The organism is Tolypothrix campylonemoides VB511288_2 (assembly GCF_045999855.1).
Lineage (GTDB): Bacteria > Cyanobacteriota > Cyanobacteriia > Cyanobacteriales > Nostocaceae > Scytonema > Scytonema bouteillei_A.
Window position 1 is genome coordinate 779759 of the sequence record NZ_JBFPMW010000004.1, and the last position, 25293, is coordinate 805051.

Below are 25293 nucleotides of genomic sequence, written 5' to 3' on the forward strand. Positions count from 1 at the left end.
CATATATCTCTTTCAAACGTTTCTTACTTCAAATAAATATCACATCATAAGGAGTTAATCAAATGAGTATTGTAAAAGGCTTGACAAAAATTATCATTTATGTAAAGGATATGAATACCCAAGCCCGCTTTTATCGCGATGTACTGAACTTGACAGCGATCGACCCGACGAATGTGGATGACTACAAGGATGTAATTTGGGTAGAGTTTGCCACAGGGGAATGCAGCCTAGTGCTCCATCTAGACAAAGAGAAGCCACTCGGTCAGGATAGACCAAAGCTCGCATTTAGCGTCAATGACATGGAAACTGCTCACAAGATGTTGACTGAGCGCGGTGCAAAATTAAGTGATATTCGTTCCCGCAGACCTGGGTTAAAAGTAGCGGATGGTTTTGACCCAGAAGGTAACCCTTTCTCGATTTACTATCAAGAGTCATAAAAAGACAGAAAAAGTCAGAAAAGGTCTGAACTCAAGCTATAAAGCGATTCCGTTTGCGAAAAGCACTCAGCCATAGCTGTTAATTAACAATAGATGATTCACAAGGTTGCTTCATCCTTGGTGGAAATATTTCTTTCTAGATTTTTTGTAAGTTTAAGAGACGAAAAAATGGATAACGTTGATACCCTGCAAGCACACAATCTAGCGTTCAATGACCAACAAGATGAACAATTGAGTGAGGAGAAAGGAATAGAAAAACAGCAAAAGACTTGCCCTCATCTTGGAAAAGAGTTTCACCCCTTTGTTAATCCATTACTGGATAACCCTTATCCCTTCTATAAGCATGCTAGAAATGAAGAACCAATCTTTTTCAGTTCACTATTGAATGCTTATGTTCTGACGCGATATGAAGATGTTTTAACAGTACTGAAAGATCCAGTACGATTTTCTTCTGCACAAAGTCTCCAATCTGTTGGCGACTTTGCTCCTGAGACAATTGAAGTGTTGCGTCAAGGCTTTCCCGTTGTTTCACTTATTGGTAGTGATGGCGAACAACACAGGCGCTTCCGTGCTCCTTTTTTGAAAGCTTTCGCCACAGAAAAACTAGTCGCTATGGAAGGCTCAACTCGTGCGATCGCTAACAGATTGGTAGACAATTTTATCAATGATGGTCAGGTAGAAATCTTATCAAAGTTTGCTTATCCTCTGCCCCTTGAAGTTATCTTCAATATGTACGGTGTTCCTTTAAATAAGATGGCAGAAGTGAAGCATTGGGGTAGTGAAGTTACAGCTTTGTTTTCTACACCTTTAACGCCAGAACGACAAGTTGAGTGTGCTCGCAGCTATGTTGATTTACAGCATTTTATGGCACGTTTAGTTGAAGAACGACACATTTCACCTAACGGCGACATGATTAGCGATCTATTAACTAGTGACTTAACTGTACCAGAGATAGTGCTGCTTTTATGTGAGATGATTGTAGCAGGACATAAAACAACTGCTAATTTAATTGGCAAAGCTTTAAAACTTTTGTTAGAACAGCCTGAGTTGTGGCAAAGCCTCTGTGATGAACCATCTCTTATTCCTATTGCACTAGAAGAGGTATTGAGGTACGATACTCCAGCTGCATCAATGATTCGGGTTACTACACAAGAGGTTTCCCTCGCCGGAGCCACATTACCTAAGGACACGCGCATCCTTTTGCTGTATGGTTCTGCCAATCGTGATGAAAATCAGTATCCTGATAGCGATCGCTTCAACATTGAACGTTTCAAACAGACACCTGTTAACCATCTCGCATTTAGTCATGGAGTTCATCACTGCACGGGTTCTAATTTGGCTCGTCGGGAAGGACGGATTGCTCTAGAAGTTTTGTCTTCACGCCTGCCAAATCTCCGGCTTCGTCCGAACCAACAACTAACACATATTCCTGCATTGCTTAACCGAGGTTACGCACAACTCTATTTGGAGTGGGACAGGGCTTAATGAGTGGAGTACCGGACTTGAGCATTGTGCGATCGCAAGTTAAGCCAACTCTTCACTTTTATCTCACAGCGATTGATAACTTTTACTAAAGTGTTGTTACTCCATACAAAGTTTCGTACTACTATAACTTTTGTCTTTGTTAATAACTCCTTATAACTAAGACAAAAGTTCTATTGAATCAATAGATTTTGCTAATTGGCAACTAGAAATATTTGCCAAACAATTTGAGGAATATATTTCTCTATAATAAATATATTGATTTTTTTGAGATTCTTCATCTCACAAGCACAAAATCGTATTTTTGATTTTCCTTCCAACTCACATTTTTTAGAAAATCTTTGCAAATTAAGGAAGAAAACGGATGAGTTCTTCTATAAGTCCAACCAAAATCAAACCTGCAAGTAAGATATACCAGGATAAAAACTTTTACATTATTAATGCGATAACACTTATAGCAATTTTGGGTGGAACAATTTTTAATCCAGCACTACCAACTATATCAAAAGTTTTTAGTGTTTCCAGCGAACAGGTGTCATTGGTTGCAACGCTCTTTCAATTCCCTGGTGCGATTGTAACTCCAATCTTTGGAGTTTTAGCTGACACTTTTGGTAGAAAGCAAATCTTAGTACCTTCCCTACTTATATTTGCTTTGGGTGGAACTTTAAGCGGCTTTGCCCAAAGCTTTCGCAGTCTTTTAGAATGGAGACTTATACAAGGTATTGGTACTGCAAGCTTAGAATCTTTACAACTGACTATAATTGGCGATCTCTACAGAGGAAAACAGCTGGGCTCTGTTATGGCGTTTAATGCTGGATTAATCGGCATAAGTTCCGCACTTTTTCCTCTCATTGGTGGACTTTTAGCTGGTTTTAGCTGGCGGTATCCATTCATAGTATCATTGCTTGCCATTCCGATTGCTCTGTTGGTATTATTCACACTCAAACTGCCAAAGCAACAAACCAACCAGCAAAATTTTCAACTAAAACCTTATCTCCAAAGTACCTGGAGTAGCATTAACAACCGCCAAGTTGTAGGGCTGATGTTTGCAGTGATGGTACAATTCATGCTGCAAGTAGGAGCTTGCTTAACTTACATTCCAATTTTGGCAGGAAATGAGTTAGGGGCATCTGAAGCTTTTAATGGTTTTCTGCTGACTGCTATATCGCTTGCTGTTGCTGTTGTTGCTTCTCAACTAGGACGGCTGACACAGAAATTTTCTGAAATTAAGCTTATCAAATTTTCTTTTATTCTTGCTGCTATTGCATTCCTGATTGTTCCCTTTGTTCATAACGTATGGCTGCTATTTATCCCGATTGTGTTAATTGGTGCAGCCCAAGGTCTTGCGTTTCCATCCACGCAAGCGTTGCTAGCAGGGCTTGCTGCACAAGAATCTCGAGCCGGTTTTATGGCAGTAAATTCAACAGTACAATCCTGGGGACAAACACTTGGTCCTTTGCTTGGAAGCATTGTTGATATGATTTTAGGAACGCGGGCGGTTTTTGCAACTAGTGCGGTTATTTCATTAATCGCATTAGTCATTTTCAATGCTCTGCTAGCAACTAAAAAACCAAGCCCCAGTCCTTCGTCGGATAGTCCTTCGGTTGCTCTCAGCTTTGTGAATGCAGAACAAGTTAGTTTCGAGCCTAGCTTTGTTGAAGTTCCCACAGTTGCAGAAAAACCTGTTGCCAGATTATTCCATGTTCAAAGCAATAAAGTTATTGAATTACCCGATAATTTCTCTCTCATTCGCATAGGAAAACCTAACAAACGCAGCTTTCCTGATATCGATTTATCTGGATTACCCAATTCTGATATTGTTTCTCGGATTCATGCAGAAATTAAATTTGAGGGAGGAGAATACTACATTCAAGATATGGGCAGTTCTAATGGAACTTACATTAATAAATATCCTCTATTACCCGGAATTTGGTATAAGTTAAAGCCCGGTTTGACCTTCAGTATCGGTAGGCGAGATGCAGTCTCTTTTAAATTTCAAATTGCTTAATGAGTTATATCGTGTTCGGATAATGGCTTACGATTAAAAATTAAGCATGTCGCCGCGTATCCCAATCTCCGCGTCATTCTTATCGTCATTACTTAGGCGAACCTGGTATTAGTGGTTAGTGGTTAGCAGGCAATTATTCATGAAATTAGACTAACAATGGATAATCCACAATCCTAGCAATGTATAAATTCCTATCGATTCCCGACTTCTTGAAGAAGCCGGGAATTTTGTAGAAAGTCAGTACCCGTGAAAATTAATTTTCTCTTCATGTTGCCTGAAATACCTGTGTAATCGTGATTCTAGGTTCTAGAGATATATAAATAAATTGACCTAGCTACTCAATTGTAGACAAGAGTCATAAAAAGACAGAAAAGGTCTGAAAAGGTCTGAACTTAAGCTCCAGAGCTATTTAATTTGCGAAAATGCTTCAATTCTGGATGTTGGTTAAATACAGAAGACAATCACTGAAAAGTATCACCAACAACTACTAACTACTATGAAATTTCAACAAGATAAATCAAATCCTATCTATAAAGATAACAATCTCTATATCATCATCAGTATAACACTGATATCAGTTATGGGTGTGATGGCTATCAATCCAGCACTACCAGCCATTGGGGAAGCTTTTAAGGTTCCAGATGAACAAATTGGATTGGTGATGGCAAGCTTTCTGATCCCAATTGCAATTGGAACTCCAATCTTTGGCATTTTGGCTGACCGTATTGGTAGAAAGAAAATCCTTATTCCTTCTTTACTGCTGTTTGCACTTGGCGGAATTTTAAGTGCTTTTGCACGGGATTTTCGCAGTTTATTAGAGTGGAGATTTTTGCAAGGCGTTGGCGCTGCTAGTTTGGAGTCTTTGTCTCTTACTGTCATTGCGGATGTTTACTCTGGGAAGATGTTGACTGCTGCTATGGCATTTAACGCCAGTATGATTGGCATTAGTGCAACAGTTTATCCTCTCGTTGGGGGTGGATTGGCGCAACTTAGTTGGCAATACCCATTTTTACTCTCATTTCTTGCTCTCCCAATTGCGTTATTAGCGTTGACAAAGCTAAAACTACCAAAAACGCAAAGCCAAAGGTCTGTTGAAGATTTCAATATCAAAGCTTATGTGAGCAGTACTTGGCAAAGTATTAACAACCGTTCTGTATTAGTGCTGTTGTTTGCGGTATTGTCTTTATTTATCTTAGAATTTGGTGCTTGTTTTATCTGCATTCCACTTTTAGCGGCGAATCATCTCGGTGCATCTGGTGCAGTCATTGGTATTATCCTTGCCAGTATGGAAATAACTCTTGCTTTGTTTGCTTCTCAATTGGGGCGCTTTGCTCAGAAGTTCTCGGAAGTTACACTTATTAAAATCTCGTTCGTCATCTGTGCTGTAGCACTATTCATTGCTCCCTTAATAAGTAATGTGTGGTTGCTTTTTATCCCCGTGCTTATCTTTGGTGCAGGTCTTGGTATTGCACTACCATCTATCCAAACAGTCTTTGCACGTCTTGCACCAGAGGATAATCGTGCTGGATTTATGGCAATGAATGTGACTCTCCAATCTTTGGGAAGGGCGCTTGGTCCCGCTTTAGTCGGTATTGCCTTTGGATTTATAGGAGTTCAAGGAGCTTTATATGCTAGCGCTATTTTTTCCCTGGTTACATTCATAGTGCTGAATTCTTTCCTAGTAGGAACAGTACACAAACCTGAGTTGAGCCGGAAAGGTGAGCATTACATCGGGTAAATGAATAATTATGTAGGTCAACCAAAAGTCAGACAGGGGTGGATCGTTTCCCCCCTACTTAATAAACCAGAAATGATTCATAACAAATAAATTCTATGTATCTCTTAAAAAAAAGCTTATTAATTTTTAACAATTTAACTTTAGCTAAAAAACTGACTGCACTCCTGTTACTTGTATTTATTGAAGGAATTGCTCTAAGCGGAATAGCTTTAGCTGGCGTTTTAAATTACAAAACTCAAGACGAAATTAGCTCAAGCGCCTGGTTATTGCTTCAGACTATCAACTCTGTTCGCTCTTATACAACAACTGAAGTCGTTCCTCAATTACAACCTCGTTTGGATAATAGTGAGTTTTTACAGCAGGCAATTCCAGCTTATTCCTCACGAAAAGTCTTGGAAGATTTACAAAAGAAAAATGAAAGATTCAAAGACTTTCTTTATAAAGAAGCAATGCTAAATCCTACAAATATTCGAGATAAAGCCGATACTTTTGAAGCGACAATTGTTAAAGAATTTCAAAAGAATAAAAATCTGAAAAACTTGTCAGGGTTTCGTTCTCTTTTGGGAAAAAACTTTTTTTACATTGCGCTCCCTCTATCTATCACTGAATCTAGTTGCTTGCAGTGTCACAGCACACCTGATGTTGCTCCTAAAACAATGATTGATATGTATGGCGATCGCAATGGGTTTGGTTGGAAATTAAATATGGTCAATGGTGCTCAAATTGTTTCTATTCCCGCTAATGAAGTTTTACAAAAAGCTCGACAGTCGCTGGTTATAGTCATGGGAATTGTTACTCTGATTTTTGCCAGTGCTATTTATATAGCTAATTTTTGGCTGAAACGTTATGTTGTTAGACCTATTAAACAGGTTGTTCGGGTAACAGAAGCAGTCAGTACTGGTAATTTTGATGTTGAGTTTGAGAAGGTAGCAAATGATGAAATAGGTAGCTTGATAGAAGCTTTTACACGTATGAAGTTGAGTTTAGTTATGGCAATTAGAAGGTACGAGCGTTACCGAATAGTCAATCGAGAAGAACATGGAAAATAGGGTAAGTAAGCTTTGGTCCATATAATTTGTAGATTCTCAAACTGGGGAAAAATTAATCAACACCCTCCCCCTCTCTCTGTCAGTCAACATGAGAAAATTTAAGGGCGCACAGCTTAGAGGATATTTTAGTAGAAAACATAATATTTGTCCTGTGAATTTTCTTCTAAAAAAAATTAGAGAAAAAATCTCACAAGTGAGAATTTCCGTAAAAATCCCATAGTCGAGCTTAAGGACAATTTTGTATATTAATTTCAATGGATTTCTTAAAAAAGTTAATTTTTTTCTGACTTGTTGCAGCTTTGCGTGGAAAAAAAACTTATGCAAGAAGTCTGATGAACAGACATCATACAAGAAGTACATTAATGAAAAAGCTTGATTTTTTATCCAAGTTAGATGTAAATGAAACTCAAATAGAGTACGAGCTAGTTTTAGATTCTTATACAATTGTTTTCTGGCATTTATTTAATATATGGGAAAACATTTCCCCTAATTTCAAAATAGAAATCAATCAAGTAATTAATATTGAATTTGCTAAAATATTTTATGAGTATTATAAATATCATCATAAAATATTTAAATTAACAAAAATTGAAGACCTTGAAGATTTTTGGCTTGAGGATAGTTGGAGAAAATCACCAATTTTACACAAATCTCTCAATCTACCTGCTATAAAAAATTCCATAGCTATTGGTATTCAAAACATTATCTCACCTATTGCCATTACATTATTTGGAGATGATGATGTACAAGTCAAAACAGGTCAATTTAGTAAAGAATTGGCTAATTACGTAACAAGTTACGCTCTTGTATCTACCTTAAGTAACAAGATAGGTAAGCCAAAGAGACGGGAGATTAAAGAAGACTTTATAGTAAGAGCCGAGTGTATACTTCGAGAAATTTTAAAAGAAAAATTAAATGTTTAACAACCGTTTGAATAAGAAAGAGTATAGAGTTACCATCATACTTCAAGCGGGCTTTTCAGCCCGCTTTACAAGAAAGAGATTTAAACTCTAGCAGCAGCGACAGTTGGCGGATTTACCTTTAACCGCTTAAACATCGCCTCCCTCGCTTGCATAGCTAAGGTATCATCTAGAGGTGACAGGGTAATGGGCTGTTGATACTTCAACCGCAATGCAGTTTGAATCAGCCAATCAGCAACAAAGGGATTTTTTGGTAACAAAGGACCGTGGGAATAAGTTGCGATCGCATTCTGATAAAAAGCCCCTTCTGTTCCATCTTCACCGTTGTTACCCAATCCACAAACAACACGCCCGAGGGCTTCCACTTTTCCTAGCTTGGTGCGTCCCCCATGATTTTCAAAACCAATCAAATAGGGCTTGCTACCCGTCATCTCCTCCAAGTCCCGTGCTAAACGAGTTGCACTGACTTCTATAACCAAATTACCGATACAACGCCGCACATTTTCGCCTGGATGTACGGACACCATATCTAATATGCCCAAGCCTTCAATTCGTTGTCCAAACCCAGGTTCATAATAATGTCCCAACAACTGGGGCGAACCACAAGTAAACACTCCAGGAGTCCCATTTTCTATTTTCTCCCGCATAGCTTCTGCTTTCGCACCTTGTAAATCGCGCATGACAATTTCTTGTTGACGATCCTGTGCGCCACCACCCACAATAACATCCACCGAACGAATATCCTCTGCAGTAGAACTTTGATCGAGAGGTAATACGCGGACACTATACCCCCGCCACTGACTCCGGCGTTCTATACAAATAACATTACCGCGATCGCCGTAAGTACTCATCAGTTTTGGATAAAGCCAACCAATTGTTAATTCATATTGTTGATTATTCATAAAATTCCTTTGGTTAATTGCTAATTGCTAATTGCTAATTGCTAATTGCTAATTGCTAATGGTCAAAACACTATTAGCTGTTAGCTATTAGCTATTAGCATATTTATAATATTTTTCTGCCAGTTAGAACTTCTCTCACTTCTAGCATGGCGGAATAGGTGGGGAGGATGTGTAATGTTTCATTATCTGGAGTGTTTTCCAGTGCGGTTGCGATCGCTTGGCGCAAATCTTCTTCTACTATCAGTTTAAAATGGCTTTCAGGTGTCTTTTCGCTATAGCGGAGGCGCAGTGCCATATCGTAAACGCGATCGCCACTGACAACTAAAGTCCCTCCTCGCTCTACTAATTTTTCTGTATCGACATCCCAAATCCAAGACACATCTGTTCCATCTGGTATTCGATCGTTTAAGACAAGCAATGTTGTTTTGTCACTGCTTTGAGTCACTACTCGAATTGTTTCATTTGTTCCTACAGGATTTTTTGATAGTAGAATTCGGACTCGCTTCCCGTTAATTTCTAATTCTTCTGCACGACCAAATGCAGCTTGAAAGTTATTAATTGTATCGCGAATAGTTGCCTCATCTACACCTAATTCAATGGCAGCAGTAGCAGCAGCTAATGTATTGTATTTGTTGTACAAACCAACAAGAATTTGCGACCATTCATTACTATTTAGTTTCGGTTGGCTTCTTTGAAAACCGCATTTGGGACAGAGAAAATCTCCTAAGTGCGACAGATACACTCCTTTGTAGTTGAGGGAATGTCCGCAGCTAGGACAAAAGATGGAATCGACAGCGTGAGGGATTTCTTCTAAATAATTCTCCGGTTCATTCAAGCCAAAGAATAACACTTTTTGGGGTAATTGCTGACCGAGAAGCGATAGTGTGGGATCGTCAGCGTTGGGAATAACGACTGTTTCTCGCGGTAAGGTAGAAATCACTTTTGTCCAGCGCTTGCTAATGACATCGACTTCCCCATATCTATCCAATTGGTCGCGAAATAGATTCAAGCAAAGAACGATCCGAGGCTGAATCGGTGCTAACACCTTCGGTATGATATTCTCGTCTACTTCTAATATTGCGTAATCAACGTCCAATTCACCTACTATGTTGGTAGATTCCAACATCGCAGTCATCAGACCATTTTCCAAATTAGCGCCTGTGGAGTTATGAGCAACTCGATATCCTTTGCGTTCCAGTATTGTGCGTAGAAGCAGCGATGTCGTAGTTTTGCCGTTGGTTCCAGCAATGAGAATCACTCCATTTTTTACTTGCTTGCTCAATAATTGCAAGAGGCGCGGTTCAATGCGACGGGCGATGGAACCCGGTAAAACACTCGCCGCACCCAGTCGCAGCGATCGCACCACAAACGTTACACTTTTTGCAACTGAGACAGCCAAACCCAGCCGCAGTCTATCTATAAGTTGAATTTTGTTTCCCACATCAGTATCCTAATTTTTTGGCAGTTAATAACTTATAACCCATGAGGGGGAGTAGGGAGTAGGGAGTGGGAGACGAGGGAGACAAAGTAGAATTTTCTCCCTCGTCTACCATGTCTGTTCCCTTCTTCCTTGTCTTGACCATTCCCCAATCCCCAAAAGACGTTATCCTAAAACTTGGTGGCAGGTGTCATTATAATTCCACCCCAGTTTGCGATATTCAGCACAAACTTAGGAAAAACAAACATAAAAAGGTTCTTTTGAATGAATGGCATCAAGTGGCAATTTTTACACAATCTCATTCCAGACTGGCGGCGGGTTTTGTCAGTGTTCTTACTCCTTTCCTGCTTGTTATTTATTCATACACAATCGGCATTTGCAGGTCTAAAAGACGACAGATACGATGGCAACATTTTTGTGGTTTATGCCGGTAACGGCTCATTAGTTCCCCCTAAAGCAACACTCTCCCAAGCTATATCAGAGCATAAACCTGCCCTGCTATTTTTCTACGTAGAGGACAGCAGTGATTGCAAGCAATATGCCCTAATTGTTTCAAGAGTACAGGAATTTTACGGTCGGGTAACAGAGATCATCCCTGTCAATGTGGACGCCTTACCAATTAAAGCAACTTATGACCCTACAGAAGCAGGTTATTACTATTCTGGAGGTGTTCCTCAAGTCGTGGTCTTCGATCGCTCGGGTCAAGTCCTTCTTAACAAGAAGGGTCAAGTCCCTTATGAAGAAATAGATGACAAATTTAGGGTTGTGTTTGATTTATTACCTCGTTCCGAATCAGTGCAATTAAAGAGACGCTCCTTTAATGAGTTAAACAGCGAGCTAACCAGTCAATGACTTTTGGGGCAGGCAAAATAGTCTGCCCTATCTTTTAGTAATATTAAATACATCTAAAAATATGAGTTCAGGGATAATATATAAGAGAATCCTAAGTGATGAATGCTGAATGATGAAACCTTCAATTCATAATTCATAATTCATAATTCATAATTTATATGTCAAAGGTTTACACTACAGAAGATCTCATCCAAATTCTGCGTTCCGAACGCCAAGCTTGTCTCGAAGGAAAGCGTCTAAAGTTAGCAGTCACCGTCTCCGGTAATCCTCTTATAGACCAATTTATCAAAACAGACGGATTGCAAAAGTTTACTGCTTATCAAGATTTCAAAGCCGCTATCCACGAATACCAAAGAGAACATCAAGTTTCAGGTATTGTGTGGCGTGAAATAACTATTCGAGAAAAGACATTACGCTATCCAGAAGTCGATGCACAGCTTATAGCTTTACCCAATGATATCGAAATTCTAAAAGCTGCAAAGAATTCTGTATTAGAGTTTTGGAGAAATGTTTCTTTAGGCTTGGATTTGTACTTAAGCATTAATAATAGTAAAGAATACAGACAAATAATGATATCTGACGTAGATAGAATGACTCAAAGAACAGAATGGGCAAGTCTATGGAAGTGGGAAAATTCTAATTTTTTGGAAATAATTTTACAACTAGGATGGGGTAAGCCAGAAGAAGCTTCTTATAAGCGAGGATTTCCCACTTCAGGTAGCGAGTACATTCATGCGGTTAATTCGGGAAATCTTCCCATTGGTTAATTGTAGAAGCACAAAAGTCCGTGAAGCGATCGAGCGAATCGGAGGTGATGCGTGGTATTATGCCAAAACTAAAACAACAAGCTTTGCTTGTAAGTTGAGGTTTTGGTCAAGATTGCATAACTAAGTGCAATTAATGATAGGGATTCACAAATCCAGCATCTTTAACTGTATTCAGTTTATAAAACCTGTTCCACTTACAACTGGGGCATTGAAACCAAATTTTGTTCTTTGACTCGTACTCAATGAACGATAATTTTGTTATGCCACAAGCCGGACAGGTATCATACAAAGCAACTAGAGCAAGATTGGAAGTAACTGCAATTAACTCTTCGGGATCGAAAGGTTTGACTATGTGGGAATTAAACCCAGCATTGAGAGCAAGTGTACGCGATTCTTCAGTTGCCATTGCTGTTAAAGCTATCGCTGGAATTTGTCTTGTTGGTTTAGTTAAACTTCTCACTTTACGAATAAGTGAATAGCCATCTTCAACAGGCATAGCAAGATCGCTAATTAGAATATTTGGTTTGTAACGCTCAACTTCTTCTAAAGCAACACTCACTGACGTTGCTGTTGTGACTTGTGCATTAAATTCTTCAAAAGTGAATTTGAGCAAGTCTAGAGTATCGGCATTGTCATCTACTGCCAATACTCTCAAACCGTCTAGGACTTGTACGTTCTCCATACGCCTAAACACTTCTATATAGTTTGATTAGCAAGTAAAGCCATAGTAAGCTTTAGTAGGTTGTTTGACAAAAACATACTGCAATTACAAGGATTACTTTCAGTACAATCAATACAATTTCATTCGCTAGTCTGAGTAATTCTGATTAAACTCTATAACTATAGTTAAAGTTATCTACCAGCAGAATGAGAAAAATAAATATTAATAAATTTTAAAATTTATTAATATTTTGCAATAATTCTAAATTTGATGTGGTAAAACCATCTCAATTAAGATTGAGAGAAAGAAATATTGTGTTCTATAAAGCTTCTGTTCTCCTAGCACTTGGCGATCGCCGATCGCTTCAAGATGCTGAGATGAAACTTGTGCGCTTCTTCACTCATAAACTTGCGGAGCGCTCAGTAAGTACCCTATTCTTTGAGAATAGATTAGCAGTCACCTTTGATAATTGGTCGTTATACATTTATTTAAACTCCGAACCGGAGGTTCTCAAAGAATCACAGGAAATAGCAAGTACTTTTGCTCACAACCATCCCGATCGAGCAGTCATTGCTACTTGTAAGTCCCGTTTTGAAATTAGTTCTGATTCAGACCCAAGTATGGCTCATTTCAACGATTACATTTTAGTTGTTGAGCAGTTAAGCGAGCTTCCTGGAGCATTTGTATTTGAACATGCTACTCAGGAATTTATGTAGTATTTAACTAAGGTCATTATCTTTAAAAAATCAGTATTTCTTAACCAGATGTTAGGGTAGTTTCAGCACTTTGACGAACGGAAGCATCTTTATCAAGCATTAACTTTTGCAGCACGCGAACAGGAGCGCTGGGATTACGGGCAACTGCATAGCGAACAGACCAATTGTCATCTTGTGCTAGCTTTTCAAAAAGATAGACTGGAGTATTTCGGTTCCAAGCAACACCTTCACGAGCTTTTTCAGCCTTATCTTCTGCTAAATATTCCAATATAGGAATAGGGGTTCTCGGCATACAAGCAATTTTGTAACGGCTCGTTGGATCGCATCTTGACACCGCCAGTTTGGCACAATGTAATGGTGTATTTTGATTTGTGGCAACAGCGATCGTGACATTGATATCATCATCTTGTGCTAACTTTTCCAATAGGTGTGGAGGAGTTTTGGAACTGTAAGCAGCACTGGCACGCAGTTCCCAATTGTCGTCTAATGCCCACTTTTCTAAAAGAGAAACAGAAATGTTGGGGTTTTCGGCAACACTCATATGAACTACTAAGTTGCTTTGTAGGGCTAACTTTTCTAAAAGATGAAGAGAAAGGTTAGGCTGTTCGGCAATTCTGGCACGGGTGAAGGAGCTTTGATGGTTCACCAATTGCTCAAGCCAATCCTCAGGAATAAAAGTTGTGCTACTGATATGATAGTTAAGCAGACTTGCTAGAGTTTCTACAGGCATATTATTAAGGAAATTAGGAATTTCAAGCATTAGCAGAGAAAAGACAGGGTTGTTGAGCAGCTCTTTGGGAAACTTTTTTCCTAATTCCAATAATATTTCTGTTGGCGTATTAGGATTAGCTGTGACATGGCGACAAATCGTTATATCGCTACTCGTTGCTATTTTTGCGAGTAATTCTGCAGGAGCATTTGAATTGCTAGCTACAAGTTGTGCTAATTCAAGATTACAGGCAGCGAGTTCTTGCAGGCGATCGCGTGATGTGTTTTCGTCAATGGCTTCTTGTTGAAGTGTGCGAACATTTTCAGATGGAATTGTCATGCTTGACTTTTGGATTGTTTTCTATCTGAGTGCAGGAGGCGGAGCCACCGGATCGAGATGAGAACCCGCGAAGGCGGGTTTTGCCTGTGTAGCTGCGAATTCCATTCGCCCGTACATTCAATACAGGAGGCGGAGCCTCTAAGCAGGCATTCCCAGGCGGAGCCTGGGAACGAGGTCAACAAGAGTATGGAAACGCGGACAGATTCACTCCCAGTGGTATTACCAATTCTTTTGACACAATATCAATCCAAACCACTGATTTTTATCAGTCCATACCTTTTGCGGGACTAAACCTTTTGCTTTCAATTCTTGCTGAATATTATTGAGGTCGAATTTGCGAGAAATTTCAGTGAGAATGGTTTCGTCTTGGTCAAAAGAAACTGTGAGGTTTAAAGCTTGTAGTTCAATGGTTTGCGATCGCAAACTGCGTAAATGCATTTCTATCTGATTTTGCGTTTCATTGTAAAAAGCCCAATGTTCAAATTGTGTTATGTCAAAATTTCCTTGATACAGCCGATTGAGATGTGCCAGCATATTTAGGTTAAATGCTGCGGTGACTCCTTGGCGATCGTTATAAGCAGCTTCTAACAAATGTTTTGGTTTTTGCAAATCTATACCAAGGAGGAAATATTCTCCTTCTTGTAAAGCATTAATGATTTGATTAAAAAACTCATCGCATTCTTGAGAATTTAAATTACCCAACGTACTACCGATAAAACAGATTGTTCTGGTAGGTAATTTGGTGGGTTCAAGCTGTGCCAACGCTAATTCATAGGTTCCAGCTAGGGCTTGAATTTTCAGTGTGGGGTACTCTGCTAGTAGTTGTAGGGCAGTACTTTCCAACATTCCAGCGCTGACATCAATTGGGACGTAGTGCAAATTATAACCAGCTTGATAATAGGCATCCAGTAGAATACGGGTTTTGGTAGAACTACCACTGCCAAGTTCTACCAATTCACAAGAACCCGTTATTTGAGCAATTTCACCAGCGCATTCTTGTAAAATTGCTGTTTCTGTTCGCGTTACGTAATATTCTGGTAATTCACAAATTTGCTCAAATAGCTCAGAGCCTCGGTCATCATAGAAGTAACGAGGGGGTAAGGATTTAGTTCTTTGAGTTAATCCCTTGACAACATCACTTCCTACATTAGAAGAAATAACCAAAGTTTGTTCCTGCAAACGCTGTATTTGCAAGCGTTCTTCGTGAGAATTTTGGGAAGTCTCTTTGCTACCGACAGCCTGAGATGTAGTCATTTATCCTCCGTTGACTTGGGCGGTTGGAACTCTCAACTTGAATTCGCGTTGAGAGTGGTCTTTACAAAAATTTAAGCAGAAAGGCTGCCTTTTCTATTTAATGGTAGGATAAAGAAACTGCGATCGCTTATACACAATGACTGGTATTCTAGAAAAAATTTTTACTTTACCAAAAATCTGGGTTTAAAGCCCCGTCCTTCTAGGACGGCTTTTCTTCAATTTCCGAATTAACTCGCGAATCACATCGCTTTGAGTGCGATTTGTTTCTTTGCAATGCGCTACTAGTATCTCGTACTCTTCGTCTGAACACCGCACTGTTAATTTTTTCATGCCGTCATATTGCCGTCGATGGTGGTATAATAGTAGCATGAAAACATTGAAGTTTAAGTTGTACGAACACAAGCGCAATAAGTACCTCAAGCGGATGATTAACGCTTCTGGGGTAATTTACAATCATTGCATTGCCTTGCACAAACGATACTATCGTATGTGGGGTAAACACTTGAGTTGCACGAAACTTCAATCACACATTGCCAAGTTGCGGAAACGTAGTGAGTTTTGGCAGTCGGTAGGCTCTCAGGCAGTACAGGATATCTGTCAGCGCATTGAGAAGGCATACCAATTGTTTTTTAAGCACAACAAGAAGGGGGTTCGTCCACCGGGATTCAAGAAAGTCAAGAAATACAAATCGTTCACCCTAAAGCAAGCAGGGTACAAGTTTTTAGGTGGCAATAGAGTCAAGATTGGAAATCGAGTTTATCAATTTTGGAAGTCTAGAAGTTGGGAGGGAACGGTCAAAACACTAACCATCAAGCGCACACCTTTGGGTGAATTGTTTATGGTGGTTGTAGTTGACGGTGTAGTTGAACCAGAAATCAAATTCACGACTGGTAGAATAGCGGGATTTGATTTTGGCTTAAAGACGTTTCTCACTTGCTCTGATGGTTCGAGTATTGAATCTCCTCAATTTCTCAAACAGTCTCTCAGCACAATTAAAAAAGCTAGCAAACAGCATTCCAAAAAACTAAAAGGCTCATCCAACCGAGAAAGGGCCAGAAAAAATCTGGTACGCAAGTACGAGGATGTTTTAAACGCTAGACGCGATTGGTTTTGGCAACTAGCTCACAGTCTAACTAATAGGTTTGATGTGTTGTGTTTTGAAACGCTCAATCTCAAAGGAATGCAACGTCTTTGGGGGCGGAAAATATCAGACCTAGCTTTTGGAGAATTTCTACAAATTTTAGAGTGGATTGCCAAAAAGAAAGGCAATTCTGTCATATTTATAGATCGATGGTATCCGTCTACTAAAACTTGTTCTAGTTGTGGACACGTTCTAGAAAAGCTGGATTTGTCCGTCAGAGAGTGGCGCTGTCCGTCCTGTCAGTTAGTGAATGGGAGGGACGAAAATGCAGCTAAAAATATTTGTGCAGTTGGGGCATCAACTGTTGGGTTAGGTGATGTAAGACGGGCTGTGCCTGCAATCGCTGTCTGAGCCTAGAATCCCCACGCCTTTAGGCTGGGGAGTATGTCAACCATGTAGTTGCTTGCGAGGATTCTCAACCAAGAGTGCTGCCATTATTGCACTCAACCAAGCCAATCCGGTACAAATTATCATTACCAATCTAAAAGTATCAACGAAAGCCAATTTGACAGCTGTTTCCACAGCATCCACATTTTCCGGTGCAACCCCGACAATTGGTGCTATCTGACCGAGTTGTCTGGCTTGAGATTGTAGTAGAAGCCGTGCAGCATTGGATAAGTGAATACAGGTTGTATGCTCTTGTAACGAAAGCGAATAGGTAGACAGCGCTAGCGAACCAACTATTGCGATAGCCAGCACCCCAGCCGTTCGCGAGACTGCGTTATTAATTCCCGATGCAGTTCCCGCATACTCTGTTCCCACTGAACCCATCACAGCAGTCGTCAACGGAGCCACTGTAATTGCCATACCCAAGCCAAAGACGACAATTCCCGGAAAGAATGTTGTCCAATATTCGGAAGCTCCGCGTGTCAACCCCACAAAAGCCATCAACAGAAACCCAAGCCCAGCAAGAAAAGGACCAACAATCAGTGGTATGCGGGGACCGTAACGATCTGCCAACTGACCAGCCCAAGGAGACAATCCACTTAAGAGTAAGGCAAATGGCATATCTGCCAATCCAGCAATTGACTGGCTGTAACCCTGTGCTTGGACTAAGTTGAGACACAAGAAGAAAGTACCGACACTCAATGCTCCATAAAGAAATAAAGTTAACAAATTAGTCCCACTAAAGGTACGTGACTTAAAAAGGTACAAAGGCATCATTGGATGGGCAGAACGTGCTTCGACTGAGATATAAGCCAATAGCGCGATCGCCCCACCACTTAGTGTTCCATAAATGCGGGGATCGTGAATGCCAAAATCGTGTAGGGAAATAAAACCGTATGTCAAACCTGCCAATCCAAGGGTTGCAAGAATTGCGCCCAGGTAATCTATTTTTACAGAAGCTTCTTCGTTCCGGCTTTCTGGAACTTTTAAGTAGAGGATGATTAACGTTGTGATTCCTATAGGTAGGTTGATTAGGAAGACCCCACGCCAAAATCCAGCCTCTGATAGCAAGCCCCCCAGTACAGGTCCGGCAACTGTCACAATTGTAGTTGCAGCCGACCACGTTCCGATCGCTCCACCACGATGTTCCGGTTCAAAATAGGCGGTGATGATAGCCAGACTACCGGGAATCATCATTGCACCTCCAATACCTTGCAAGATACGTGCTGCAATCAAAAATTTGGTAGTTGGGGCGAAACCACAAGCCAGTGAAGCCAGAATAAACAGGCAAATGCCAATTGCAAACACCTTTTTTCGCCCCAGTTTATCGCCAAGCGAACCGCCCACTAAAATGAGAGCAGCGAGCATGAGTAGGTAGGCGTTGACAATCCACAGCAGTTCTACACCAGTTGCTCCAAGATTGCTCTGTAAAGCGGGGAGGGCGACGTTTAGGGCGGAAGCGTCGATAAAAGCCATGCTTGAGGCAAGAATTGTTGATAGTAGCACCCAATGCCCAACTTTATTTTGTACGGGACTTAGTGCATTTTCCTGCTGAACCAGCTTTGCTTCGACCATGATTGCTTGTCTTTGTGTAGCGAAAATCACAGAAATTTTAACCTATGGGATGTTTGAGGAGCAAAGTCCCATTGCGATCGCATTTCCTATTATATGCACCCAATATTTGATTGACGCTCTGCACAGCTGCCCCGCCCTAGCGCTTCTTACACGCGAGCACAGCGAAATCCTGCCAGGATTTGGCGCACGTGAGGATGATACCAGTTACGAAAACTACAGCGCAATGCCCAAGGACGTGTTGCCCAACTACCACCTTTTAAAACACGATGCTGTTGGTCAAAATAAACTTGAGAATACCCTATATAGGGGTAACTTTGGAAACCGGGGTAACTATCAAACCAAGTCGCTGTCCATTCCCAAACATTGCCTAGAGTATCGTACAAACCGTATGCACTCTGTCCGTTAGGAAAGGCATCGACAGGGGTTGTTCCTTTGTTGAAATTGTTATGATTGCAAACCTGTCGCGTGGGTTCTTGGTTTCCCCAAGAGTATAATAGACGACGCTTCAATTGAGCATCCCAACTAGCTGCTTTTTCCCACTCCGCCTCTGTAGGCAATCGTTTCCCTACAAACCGTGCATAAGCTTCTGCTTCGTACCAACTGACACCACAAACAGGGTGTTTTTCCCGATCGCGATTGCTAGACCAGTAAAGTGGTTGTGTCACTTGCGCTGTTTGCAGCCATTCCCAACCCGCTTTTGACCACCATTGTGGATTCCGATAACCGCCTGCCTCCATAAATACTTTATACTGGCCGCAAGTTACCGGATAGCGATCGATCCAATATGTATCTAGGTACACCCGATGCGCCGAACGTTCGTTATCTAACGCATCCACTGAATTGTTTCCCATCTCAAACTCGCCTGCAGGAATCTCAATCGTGTCAGGGGAGAGGAGGGGGTTGGGAGAAAAAATTTTACCTTGTCCCCGTGTCACCTTCTCCCCCTTATCCCTCTTCAGGATTTCTAACAAGAAGGTAGCAATTTCGCAGTGTTGACTTTCGTGTTGCAGTATGAAACGCCAAAGACGATCTTGTTTTTCTAAATGGGCTACTTCCAAATAGTGTAAAACTTTGTCTCTAACAACATTTAAGTAATAACGAGTTTCTTCCAAGCTGGGTAATTTGACTCGCTCTGTTTTTGGTAAGCCATCAGCAGCAAACAACTTTCGGTACTGTGGAAACAAGCACGGAAAACCTGCAGTGCGTTCTAACAACCATAAGGACTCGGTGTAAGCTATATGCCCTAAATGCCAACCAACAGGGCTAAAGTCAGCATGAGCTTGCTGACAAAAGCTAACTTCATCAATTTCTTCAAATAGAGTGAGGGTTTTAGTGCGACATTGATGGTATGCACTACAAATGGTTTCTTTTAAATTAGATTTGCTCAATTCTGATATCACAATTTTCTCCAAAACTGAGGATGCTATTTTCTTCAAAAGGAATCCAGTTACCAGTAAATAGTGGTTCGGATGCAACAATCGTAGAGTTGGGAAAAGTTGGATCGTTACACAACCAGTAAAGAGATGGCGCAGGTGATTTCGTCCCAAAGCGAGAAGCTATGAGACGTTTTCCATCACTGATAACGATATTGGCAAGGACATAGGTTTGATGGCTTTGTGCTAACTCTGCAAGGTGGAGCAATGTTGCGTGTAAAGCTTGCTCCAAACTTTTCCCTGGATTAGCTAACCACTGGTTGAGCACTAAAGCAAAAATATGTTCTGAGTCTGTATTTCCACCAATCCATTTATAAACTTCATCACTTAATTGATTGCGTATGGGTCTGTAGAGAGTTTGCCGGAATTTGTCAATTCTACCATTGTGTATAAATAACAGATTCTGATACTGGAATGGCTGAGAGTTGCTAAAATCTAAAGCTTGACCGGGGGTAGCACTGCGGACATAGGCGATCGCACATCCCGACTCTACATAACGACTGAGGCTTGGTAGATTAATATCATTCCAAATGGGGAGTGTATTTTTGTAGATAAATGGTTCTGTCTCTTGATAAGAATGATACCAACCAACACCAAAACCATCAGCGTTTACCACTCCTGAAAGCATTTCACGTGGTTTATAGCTTTGAACTATGAGTGAATGGTCGGGTTGATATAAGAGAGGTTCGAGAGAAGTGGGGGAACCAAGATAAGCAAGTAATCGGCACATAAGCGGGGAATTTGTTCTCCACAATTTGAAATTAAGTTGATTTGCTGAGAATTTCCTGAATTTCCAATAAATTTACAGTGCAATTTGCCCTGGAGCTTGCTTTTATTGCATAATAAAAAAATTTTATGAAAAAACTTAATATAAATTAACATTATATCAACGTTACTTTAAATTTGTTCAAAATGCTCAGAAGTTTAAATACAGCTTATGGCTAATTCAATCGCGGTCATTTTTCCTTATCGACATCATCAAACATGGGTCTTTGATGATGAACAAGTTGGGCTTGTCAGCTGCACAAAGCTGCTTGTCTCACTCGAAAATTTTTAAAACCCAAGCAGTATTGGGCTCTGCCTCACTGTATAGTGAGCTACGGTGGTGTACACAAGTCTTATATAGTGCATTCATTGCGGTTTCGATCCCCCCTCACCCCCCTTAAAAAAGGGGGGAAATTCATTCCAATTCTTCCTTTTCACGATGTTTTATCTCTTTTCTAGAGATCTGTACACCACCGTAGGTATAGTGAGGCAGAGCCTTACTGACTGTGTTCGCCTCTGGCTGAGAACGAAACAGTACTGAACGAGCAGTGCTATCCACATTCTCTCGCCTTGACACTCCCTGTTCCTAAAGGGTCAGTAACTGATTGAGTTGTTAAGCTACAGCCTCAACAAAGACCATTTCTTGTTCTTCTTGTTCTGTTTTCTTCTCAACCGTATGATTACCAGTCAAATCAAACTCGTACCATTCATTGCGCCAGTTCAAGCGGAACTTAAGGCGAGTCCAACCTTGGGGAAGATTGGGACACGCAATAGGACCAAACTGAGTCATGCGGACTCCTCCAAACCCAAAAACGACTGCTTGCCAAACTCCACCCGCACTAGCAGCATGAACTCCTTCGGCTGCGTTACAGCGTACATCTTCTAAATCAACTAACGCGGCTCGCATAAAATGACTGTAAGCTTCCGTTGTTTGGTTGATGTCGCAAGCGAGAATAGCGTGAATGGCGGGACCTAGTGAGGAACCGTAGCTGTGATCGGTACGGGGGCTGTAGTAATTCCAATTGGTTTCTAGGGTTTTTCGATCGTAGCGATCCCGCAACAAATACATCAGCATCAACACATCTGGCTGCTTGAGAATTTGCTTTTGATTTGTGGCTTCAATTCCCAAAAGACCTTGCATTGATTTTGTCCGAGGTTCGTATTCAGCTAGGTTGACATCTTCTAGTTGGAAGAATCCCTCAAATTGTTCCATTAAACCAGTATTTGGATCTTGGTTAACGTAGAGCTTGTTGGCAATCAACGCCCACTTTTCAAACCTTTCTGCTTCCAAATTTAGTTTTGTTTTCAATTGTGCTGAGGTGTCAGGGTAAGCTTGGCACAACCAGTCCCACAACATTAGAGCCGATTGTAAATGCCACTGTACCATCAAATTGGTAAAGGCGTTATTGTCTACGCGATCGTGATTTTCATCAGGTCCGATGACATCACGAATGTCATAACTATTGCGCTCTGGGTTCCACTCAACCCGACTTTCCCAAAACTTAGCTGTATCTAGAATAATTTCAGCACCGCGATCGCGCATCCATTCATCATCACCCGTGTACAACCAGTAGTGCCAAGCAGCATAAGCTACGTCAGTGCTGATATGCACTTCAATATCGCCGCACCAAATACGGATGGACTCACCGTTTAAACCGGGTACCCAACGGGGAGTGACTTCATCACCCGTTGCAGCACTTTCCCAAGCATACATTGCACCTGCATATCCGGCTTCTTTTGCCTTGCGTCTTGCTCCTTCAATGGTGTGGTGGCGATATGTCAGCAAGTTCCGCGCCAGTGCTGGTTGAGTCAAAGTCATGAAGGGAAGGATAAAAATATCTGTGTCCCAAAAAATATGACCGCTATAGGGAAATCCAGAAAGTGTTTTTGGAGGAATGCTGACGCGATCGTCATGGAGGGGCGCAGCAACAATTAACTGGAAGAGATTGTAGCGAACGGCAATTTGAGCTTTGATATCACCTTCAATAACAATATCGCTGTCTTGCCACACTTTCTCCCAAGCAGCAATGTGAGCGGCTAACAAAGTGCTATAGCTGGGTACTTCCGCCAATCTATTTAAAGCAGTGGTCATGGGAGTTTCTGTTTCCCGTGACGTAAAGACGGTGATAATTTTTTCTACTGTCACTGTTTGTTTTGGCAAACAGTGGAAGGAGATGGAGGTGTGAGGGTGTGAGGACAATTCTACCTTGTCCCCCTTGTCTTCAAAATTCCCTTCTACTAAAAGCTTAGCGGCGATCCCAAGCTGCATTTTTGAATGGAGGGTTTGGCTGTGCAGCCAAATTGTATTGTCCGCACTTCCTCCATCGAGGGTTTTCCAGTGTTTGACCCCGTGGTTGTGGGGATTGGGATCGAATTCAATTTCTACAGAAACTTCTCCCTCGAAATCTTGTGATGTGATTTGACATCTGATAGCTAAAACGTGTCGATCTGCAAGACTGGCAAATCGCTCAAAGTGAAAGTCTATGGTGTGACCTTTTGGGGAACGCCACCGCACTTCACGATTGACTATACCCAAACGCATATCCAACCGACGCTCGTAATACATAATTTCACCAGCATCGAGTCGGAAGCGTTCTCCTCCCACATTCACAACTAGGGTTAGCCAGTTGGGACAGTTCACCAGTTCTGTAGTCGCGATCGCAACGTCATCATAAATACCATGTATGAATGTTGCGCTTAATTCGTTGGAATATCCTTCCTCAAAAGTACCCCGCGTTCCCAAGTAACCGTTCCCAGTTGTGAAGACTGTTTCTTTGTGGTGCAGTTGAGCGGGGTTGAACTCAGTTTCAATAACGTTCCAACCATCAGAGTCAACGAGCTGTTGCTCGTTTTGGGTAGTTTGATTCGAGAGGTAAACCATTACTTAATAAAACCTATAGTGCTGTTGTTGACAGACTGAAATAAAAGTTCTAGGGGTCAAATAGCAATTCATTACAGACAGTTTGCTTTATATGACTGCTGTATAGTTACCGAGAGTGACACCCTCTGAAAAAGTATGGTTCCCACTTTCGGTGCTCAATAGAAAGATATTATGAAGTTTTTTTGATGAGAAATTCTAAACAGAGAAATACAATTTTATTAGTTATACATATTCTTAATTTATTTTTTACAAATTGTTGTTAATTAATCCTGCTTTATATGCATGATTTAGAAGCCTTTCAGCATTTATTCGTACAATGACAACAATTTTTACTCTAAATATAAAAAATACTGAAATCTCTTAAATTTTAGGCACAACAGCTTAGTTATTGATAGTTAGTAAAGCTTTTCAACTTTGCCAACTATCAATCCTTATCTTTAATAAGGGGTATATTTTCCCATTTTTTAAATGTGACGAGCTAAAAGCCTCACTATCAATCCTTATCTTTAATAAGGGGTATATTTTCCCATTTTTTAAATGTGACGAGCTAAAAGCCTCTACCACAAGAACGAAATTTTGGAGTTTTTTCTTGCCTGTATGCTTGCCATCTAATGTATAGCTGTAGGGACAGACAGTAAAGAACGGGTGATAGTATCCGCCCGAGTACGTGAAAGCAACGCCGAACGCTCGCGACTGGGGCAGAAGGTGCAAAAGCTTTTAATTTAAGCTTTAACCCAGACCATCTCATCAAAACCGTTCTAGCAGAAGTTAAAGAAAAATATTATTAGAAATTTTAAACTCCCCAGGCAGGATTCGAACCTGCGACCAATCGGTTAACAGCCGATCGCTCTACCACTGAGCTACTGAGGAACGTCAGTCACAATTACTTATAGTAAAGTAGAAAAATAGAAATGGCAAGTACTTTTGCAAAATTTCTCGGAAATTCTTTTGAACTTGCGTTCGCGTATAACCATTCGGGCATAGCCTACGGCAACACGTAGCGCCTGCTGTGTACGCAGCATACCAGAGGTCAAAAGCACAATAACACTTTTGGCTTAGATGCGCTTGGCTCTAGACCTTTTTAGCCTCAAAAGGCTCAAACATATTTTGGATTGAAGCAACCTCTATAGTTATGGCTTTTGGGATTGAGCGCGAGATCTCAAGATTTCGTCACCCCCATTCGCAATTCAGCCAATCGTTGACGTGCTTTATCATCAATAGAGTTTGCTAAAAATCTTTTGTGAGATTGTTTTCGGGATTGGTACTTCTGCCGCGCTCGACAAACGCTAGCTTCTACCTCATAACACAACTGCTGTGCTGAGAGCCATTCTGCCCCATATCCCATAATTGTTAACTGCTGTGCTCTGTCTGATGTGGCAACAATCACGCGAGATATAATGGATTGGGCTACTTGGTGTCTTAAAGACGCACAGAGTTTTTCAATATATGTGTCTGCAGTTTGCCCAAAATCAGTATAATAAACCGATAGAAGCTCGGTAATCGTTTCTCTGTTGCTACAACTGTTTTGGTATTGAGCATCAAAAACGATCTGGGTATCGTAGCCTTGGAAAGCACTATAACTGGTTAAAGCTTCTATAAGTTCCCAGCGTGCAGGTTCCAAGCCTGCTTTGTCACGGGTTTTCCTTAAACAAGGCCAAGCGCCTATTATGTTGTAGCCGTCTACTAATAAGACGGCTTGGGGTGAGGAACGCGGCATGATTTTTATTCACAGTCTTCAAAAGTTAACCAAATTCATTCATAACTTTTATAGTACTTCAATCATGCCTTGTAACATTATGTTACAAAATCAAAAAAATGCTTCAGCTATTCCAAATCGGC

At 40.9% G+C, this 25293-nt stretch carries 22 protein-coding genes and 1 tRNA gene; 10 read left to right on the top strand and 13 right to left on the bottom strand.

The window, feature by feature from the left end; translation table 11 throughout:
* The first annotated feature begins 62 nt into the window (after positions 1 to 62).
* The 6 genes from AB0756_RS15955 to AB0756_RS15980 all read left to right on the top strand — a co-directional run bounded on the left by AB0756_RS15955 (position 63) and on the right by AB0756_RS15980 (position 7637).
* Positions 63 to 437, top strand: a complete 375-nt coding sequence (locus AB0756_RS15955) for a VOC family protein (protein ID WP_038084540.1) — start codon at positions 63 to 65, stop codon at positions 435 to 437.
* A 168-nt stretch (positions 438 to 605) separates the two neighbouring features.
* Positions 606 to 1922: a cytochrome P450 gene (locus AB0756_RS15960; RefSeq protein ID WP_082051774.1), complete on the top strand. Its 1317-nt coding sequence runs from the start codon at positions 606 to 608 to the stop codon at positions 1920 to 1922.
* A gap of 361 nt (positions 1923 to 2283) precedes the next feature.
* The gene (locus AB0756_RS15965; RefSeq protein ID WP_038084543.1) at positions 2284 to 3927 is read left to right on the top strand and encodes an MFS transporter; all 1644 of its coding nucleotides are present in this window, start codon (positions 2284 to 2286) and stop codon (positions 3925 to 3927) included.
* A gap of 496 nt (positions 3928 to 4423) precedes the next feature.
* A complete protein-coding gene (locus AB0756_RS15970) occupies positions 4424 to 5665 on the top strand; it encodes an MFS transporter (RefSeq protein WP_038084546.1) in 1242 nt (413 codons plus the stop codon).
* 95 nt (positions 5666 to 5760) lie between these two features.
* On the top strand, positions 5761 to 6714 hold the full coding sequence (locus AB0756_RS15975; RefSeq protein WP_050046167.1) for a c-type heme family protein: 954 nt from the start codon (positions 5761 to 5763) through the stop codon (positions 6712 to 6714).
* A 362-nt stretch (positions 6715 to 7076) separates the two neighbouring features.
* On the top strand, positions 7077 to 7637 hold the full coding sequence (locus AB0756_RS15980; RefSeq protein ID WP_050046166.1) for a hypothetical protein: 561 nt from the start codon (positions 7077 to 7079) through the stop codon (positions 7635 to 7637).
* 80 nt (positions 7638 to 7717) lie between these two features.
* Here AB0756_RS15980 and AB0756_RS15985 read toward each other — a convergent pair whose 3' ends face one another.
* Both AB0756_RS15985 and AB0756_RS15990 read right to left on the bottom strand, forming a co-directional pair.
* Positions 7718 to 8536, bottom strand: a complete 819-nt coding sequence (locus AB0756_RS15985; protein ID WP_038084552.1) for a type 1 glutamine amidotransferase — start codon at positions 8534 to 8536, stop codon at positions 7718 to 7720.
* A 103-nt stretch (positions 8537 to 8639) separates the two neighbouring features.
* Positions 8640 to 9977: a Mur ligase family protein gene (locus AB0756_RS15990; protein WP_038081885.1), complete on the bottom strand. Its 1338-nt coding sequence runs from the start codon at positions 9975 to 9977 to the stop codon at positions 8640 to 8642.
* A gap of 261 nt (positions 9978 to 10238) precedes the next feature.
* Here AB0756_RS15990 and AB0756_RS15995 point away from each other — a divergent pair, with 261 nt between their 5' ends.
* Both AB0756_RS15995 and AB0756_RS16000 read left to right on the top strand, forming a co-directional pair.
* Entirely contained in the window at positions 10239 to 10826 is a 588-nt protein-coding gene (locus AB0756_RS15995; RefSeq protein ID WP_038081884.1) for a thylakoid membrane photosystem I accumulation factor, read from the top strand.
* Positions 10827 to 10984: 158 nt separating this feature from the next.
* Positions 10985 to 11593 carry a hypothetical protein gene (locus AB0756_RS16000; RefSeq protein WP_038081883.1) on the top strand — a complete coding sequence of 203 codons (609 nt, stop codon included), beginning with the start codon at positions 10985 to 10987 and terminating at the stop codon, positions 11591 to 11593.
* Between the two features lie 130 nt (positions 11594 to 11723).
* Here the strand turns inward: AB0756_RS16000 and AB0756_RS16005 are convergent, their stop codons facing one another.
* Complete coding sequence (locus AB0756_RS16005) at positions 11724 to 12275, bottom strand: response regulator (protein WP_063779532.1); 552 nt, start codon at positions 12273 to 12275, stop codon at positions 11724 to 11726.
* A 251-nt stretch (positions 12276 to 12526) separates the two neighbouring features.
* Between AB0756_RS16005 and AB0756_RS16010 the strand changes: the two genes are divergently transcribed.
* Entirely contained in the window at positions 12527 to 12970 is a 444-nt protein-coding gene (locus tag AB0756_RS16010; RefSeq protein ID WP_137986435.1) for a hypothetical protein, read from the top strand.
* Between the two features lie 40 nt (positions 12971 to 13010).
* Here the strand turns inward: AB0756_RS16010 and AB0756_RS16015 are convergent, their stop codons facing one another.
* The 3 genes from AB0756_RS16015 to AB0756_RS16025 form a co-directional block, all read right to left on the bottom strand.
* On the bottom strand, positions 13011 to 14018 hold the full coding sequence (locus AB0756_RS16015; RefSeq protein WP_038081881.1) for a hypothetical protein: 1008 nt from the start codon (positions 14016 to 14018) through the stop codon (positions 13011 to 13013).
* A 219-nt stretch (positions 14019 to 14237) separates the two neighbouring features.
* A complete protein-coding gene (gene egtD, locus AB0756_RS16020) occupies positions 14238 to 15272 on the bottom strand; it encodes an L-histidine N(alpha)-methyltransferase (RefSeq protein WP_038081880.1) in 1035 nt (344 codons plus the stop codon).
* A 183-nt stretch (positions 15273 to 15455) separates the two neighbouring features.
* A complete protein-coding gene (locus AB0756_RS16025; RefSeq protein WP_237265861.1) occupies positions 15456 to 15641 on the bottom strand; it encodes a ribbon-helix-helix domain-containing protein in 186 nt (61 codons plus the stop codon).
* Between AB0756_RS16025 and AB0756_RS16030 the strand changes: the two genes are divergently transcribed.
* Positions 15640 to 16764, top strand: coding sequence for an RNA-guided endonuclease InsQ/TnpB family protein (locus AB0756_RS16030; RefSeq protein ID WP_038081879.1), 1125 nt, complete (start codon positions 15640 to 15642; stop codon positions 16762 to 16764). The two genes, AB0756_RS16025 and AB0756_RS16030, sit on opposite strands and share 2 nt — an antisense overlap.
* 36 nt (positions 16765 to 16800) lie before the next feature.
* On the opposite strand, the gene AB0756_RS16035 is transcribed toward AB0756_RS16030, so the two are convergent.
* The 7 genes from AB0756_RS16035 to AB0756_RS16065 all read right to left on the bottom strand — a co-directional run bounded on the left by AB0756_RS16035 (position 16801) and on the right by AB0756_RS16065 (position 25171).
* Positions 16801 to 18375 (bottom strand): MFS transporter, encoded by a 1575-nt coding sequence (locus AB0756_RS16035; protein WP_038081924.1) that lies wholly within the window; start codon positions 18373 to 18375, stop codon positions 16801 to 16803.
* A gap of 146 nt (positions 18376 to 18521) precedes the next feature.
* Positions 18522 to 19775: an ergothioneine biosynthesis protein EgtB gene (egtB, locus tag AB0756_RS16040; protein WP_038081923.1), complete on the bottom strand. Its 1254-nt coding sequence runs from the start codon at positions 19773 to 19775 to the stop codon at positions 18522 to 18524.
* Positions 19750 to 20538, bottom strand: coding sequence for an ergothioneine biosynthesis protein EgtC (gene egtC / locus AB0756_RS16045; protein WP_038081877.1), 789 nt, complete (start codon positions 20536 to 20538; stop codon positions 19750 to 19752). Before egtC ends, egtB begins: the two co-directional genes overlap by 26 nt.
* 450 nt (positions 20539 to 20988) lie before the next feature.
* Positions 20989 to 21150 (bottom strand): hypothetical protein, encoded by a 162-nt coding sequence (locus tag AB0756_RS16050; RefSeq protein ID WP_153021509.1) that lies wholly within the window; start codon positions 21148 to 21150, stop codon positions 20989 to 20991.
* A gap of 36 nt (positions 21151 to 21186) precedes the next feature.
* On the bottom strand, positions 21187 to 23454 hold the full coding sequence (locus tag AB0756_RS16055; protein WP_038081875.1) for a glycoside hydrolase family 65 protein: 2268 nt from the start codon (positions 23452 to 23454) through the stop codon (positions 21187 to 21189).
* 798 nt (positions 23455 to 24252) lie between these two features.
* A tRNA-Asn gene (locus tag AB0756_RS16060) sits at positions 24253 to 24324 on the bottom strand.
* Between the two features lie 289 nt (positions 24325 to 24613).
* On the bottom strand, positions 24614 to 25171 hold the full coding sequence (locus tag AB0756_RS16065; protein WP_038081874.1) for an NYN domain-containing protein: 558 nt from the start codon (positions 25169 to 25171) through the stop codon (positions 24614 to 24616).
* Positions 25172 to 25293: the final 122 nt, after the last annotated feature.

What these genes read in the sequence shown, in the direction of transcription:
- AB0756_RS15955 (WP_038084540.1), top strand. Translation starts at nt 63, where the DNA reads ATGAGTATTGTAAAAGGCTTGACAAAAATTATCATTTATGTAAAGGAT.
- AB0756_RS15960 (WP_082051774.1), top strand. Translation starts at nt 606, where the DNA reads ATGGATAACGTTGATACCCTGCAAGCACACAATCTAGCGTTCAATGAC.
- AB0756_RS15965 (WP_038084543.1), top strand. Translation starts at nt 2,284, where the DNA reads ATGAGTTCTTCTATAAGTCCAACCAAAATCAAACCTGCAAGTAAGATA.
- AB0756_RS15970 (WP_038084546.1), top strand. Translation starts at nt 4,424, where the DNA reads ATGAAATTTCAACAAGATAAATCAAATCCTATCTATAAAGATAACAAT.
- AB0756_RS15975 (WP_050046167.1), top strand. Translation starts at nt 5,761, where the DNA reads ATGTATCTCTTAAAAAAAAGCTTATTAATTTTTAACAATTTAACTTTA.
- AB0756_RS15980 (WP_050046166.1), top strand. Translation starts at nt 7,077, where the DNA reads ATGAAAAAGCTTGATTTTTTATCCAAGTTAGATGTAAATGAAACTCAA.
- AB0756_RS15985 (WP_038084552.1), bottom strand. Translation starts at nt 8,536, where the DNA reads ATGAATAATCAACAATATGAATTAACAATTGGTTGGCTTTATCCAAAA.
- AB0756_RS15995 (WP_038081884.1), top strand. Translation starts at nt 10,239, where the DNA reads ATGAATGGCATCAAGTGGCAATTTTTACACAATCTCATTCCAGACTGG.
- AB0756_RS16000 (WP_038081883.1), top strand. Translation starts at nt 10,985, where the DNA reads ATGTCAAAGGTTTACACTACAGAAGATCTCATCCAAATTCTGCGTTCC.
- AB0756_RS16005 (WP_063779532.1), bottom strand. Translation starts at nt 12,275, where the DNA reads ATGGAGAACGTACAAGTCCTAGACGGTTTGAGAGTATTGGCAGTAGAT.
- AB0756_RS16015 (WP_038081881.1), bottom strand. Translation starts at nt 14,018, where the DNA reads ATGACAATTCCATCTGAAAATGTTCGCACACTTCAACAAGAAGCCATT.
- egtD (WP_038081880.1), bottom strand. Translation starts at nt 15,272, where the DNA reads ATGACTACATCTCAGGCTGTCGGTAGCAAAGAGACTTCCCAAAATTCT.
- AB0756_RS16030 (WP_038081879.1), top strand. Translation starts at nt 15,640, where the DNA reads ATGAAAACATTGAAGTTTAAGTTGTACGAACACAAGCGCAATAAGTAC.
- AB0756_RS16025 (WP_237265861.1), bottom strand. Translation starts at nt 15,641, where the DNA reads ATGCTACTATTATACCACCATCGACGGCAATATGACGGCATGAAAAAA.
- AB0756_RS16035 (WP_038081924.1), bottom strand. Translation starts at nt 18,375, where the DNA reads ATGGTCGAAGCAAAGCTGGTTCAGCAGGAAAATGCACTAAGTCCCGTA.
- egtC (WP_038081877.1), bottom strand. Translation starts at nt 20,538, where the DNA reads ATGTGCCGATTACTTGCTTATCTTGGTTCCCCCACTTCTCTCGAACCT.
- AB0756_RS16055 (WP_038081875.1), bottom strand. Translation starts at nt 23,454, where the DNA reads ATGGTTTACCTCTCGAATCAAACTACCCAAAACGAGCAACAGCTCGTT.
- AB0756_RS16065 (WP_038081874.1), bottom strand. Translation starts at nt 25,171, where the DNA reads ATGCCGCGTTCCTCACCCCAAGCCGTCTTATTAGTAGACGGCTACAAC.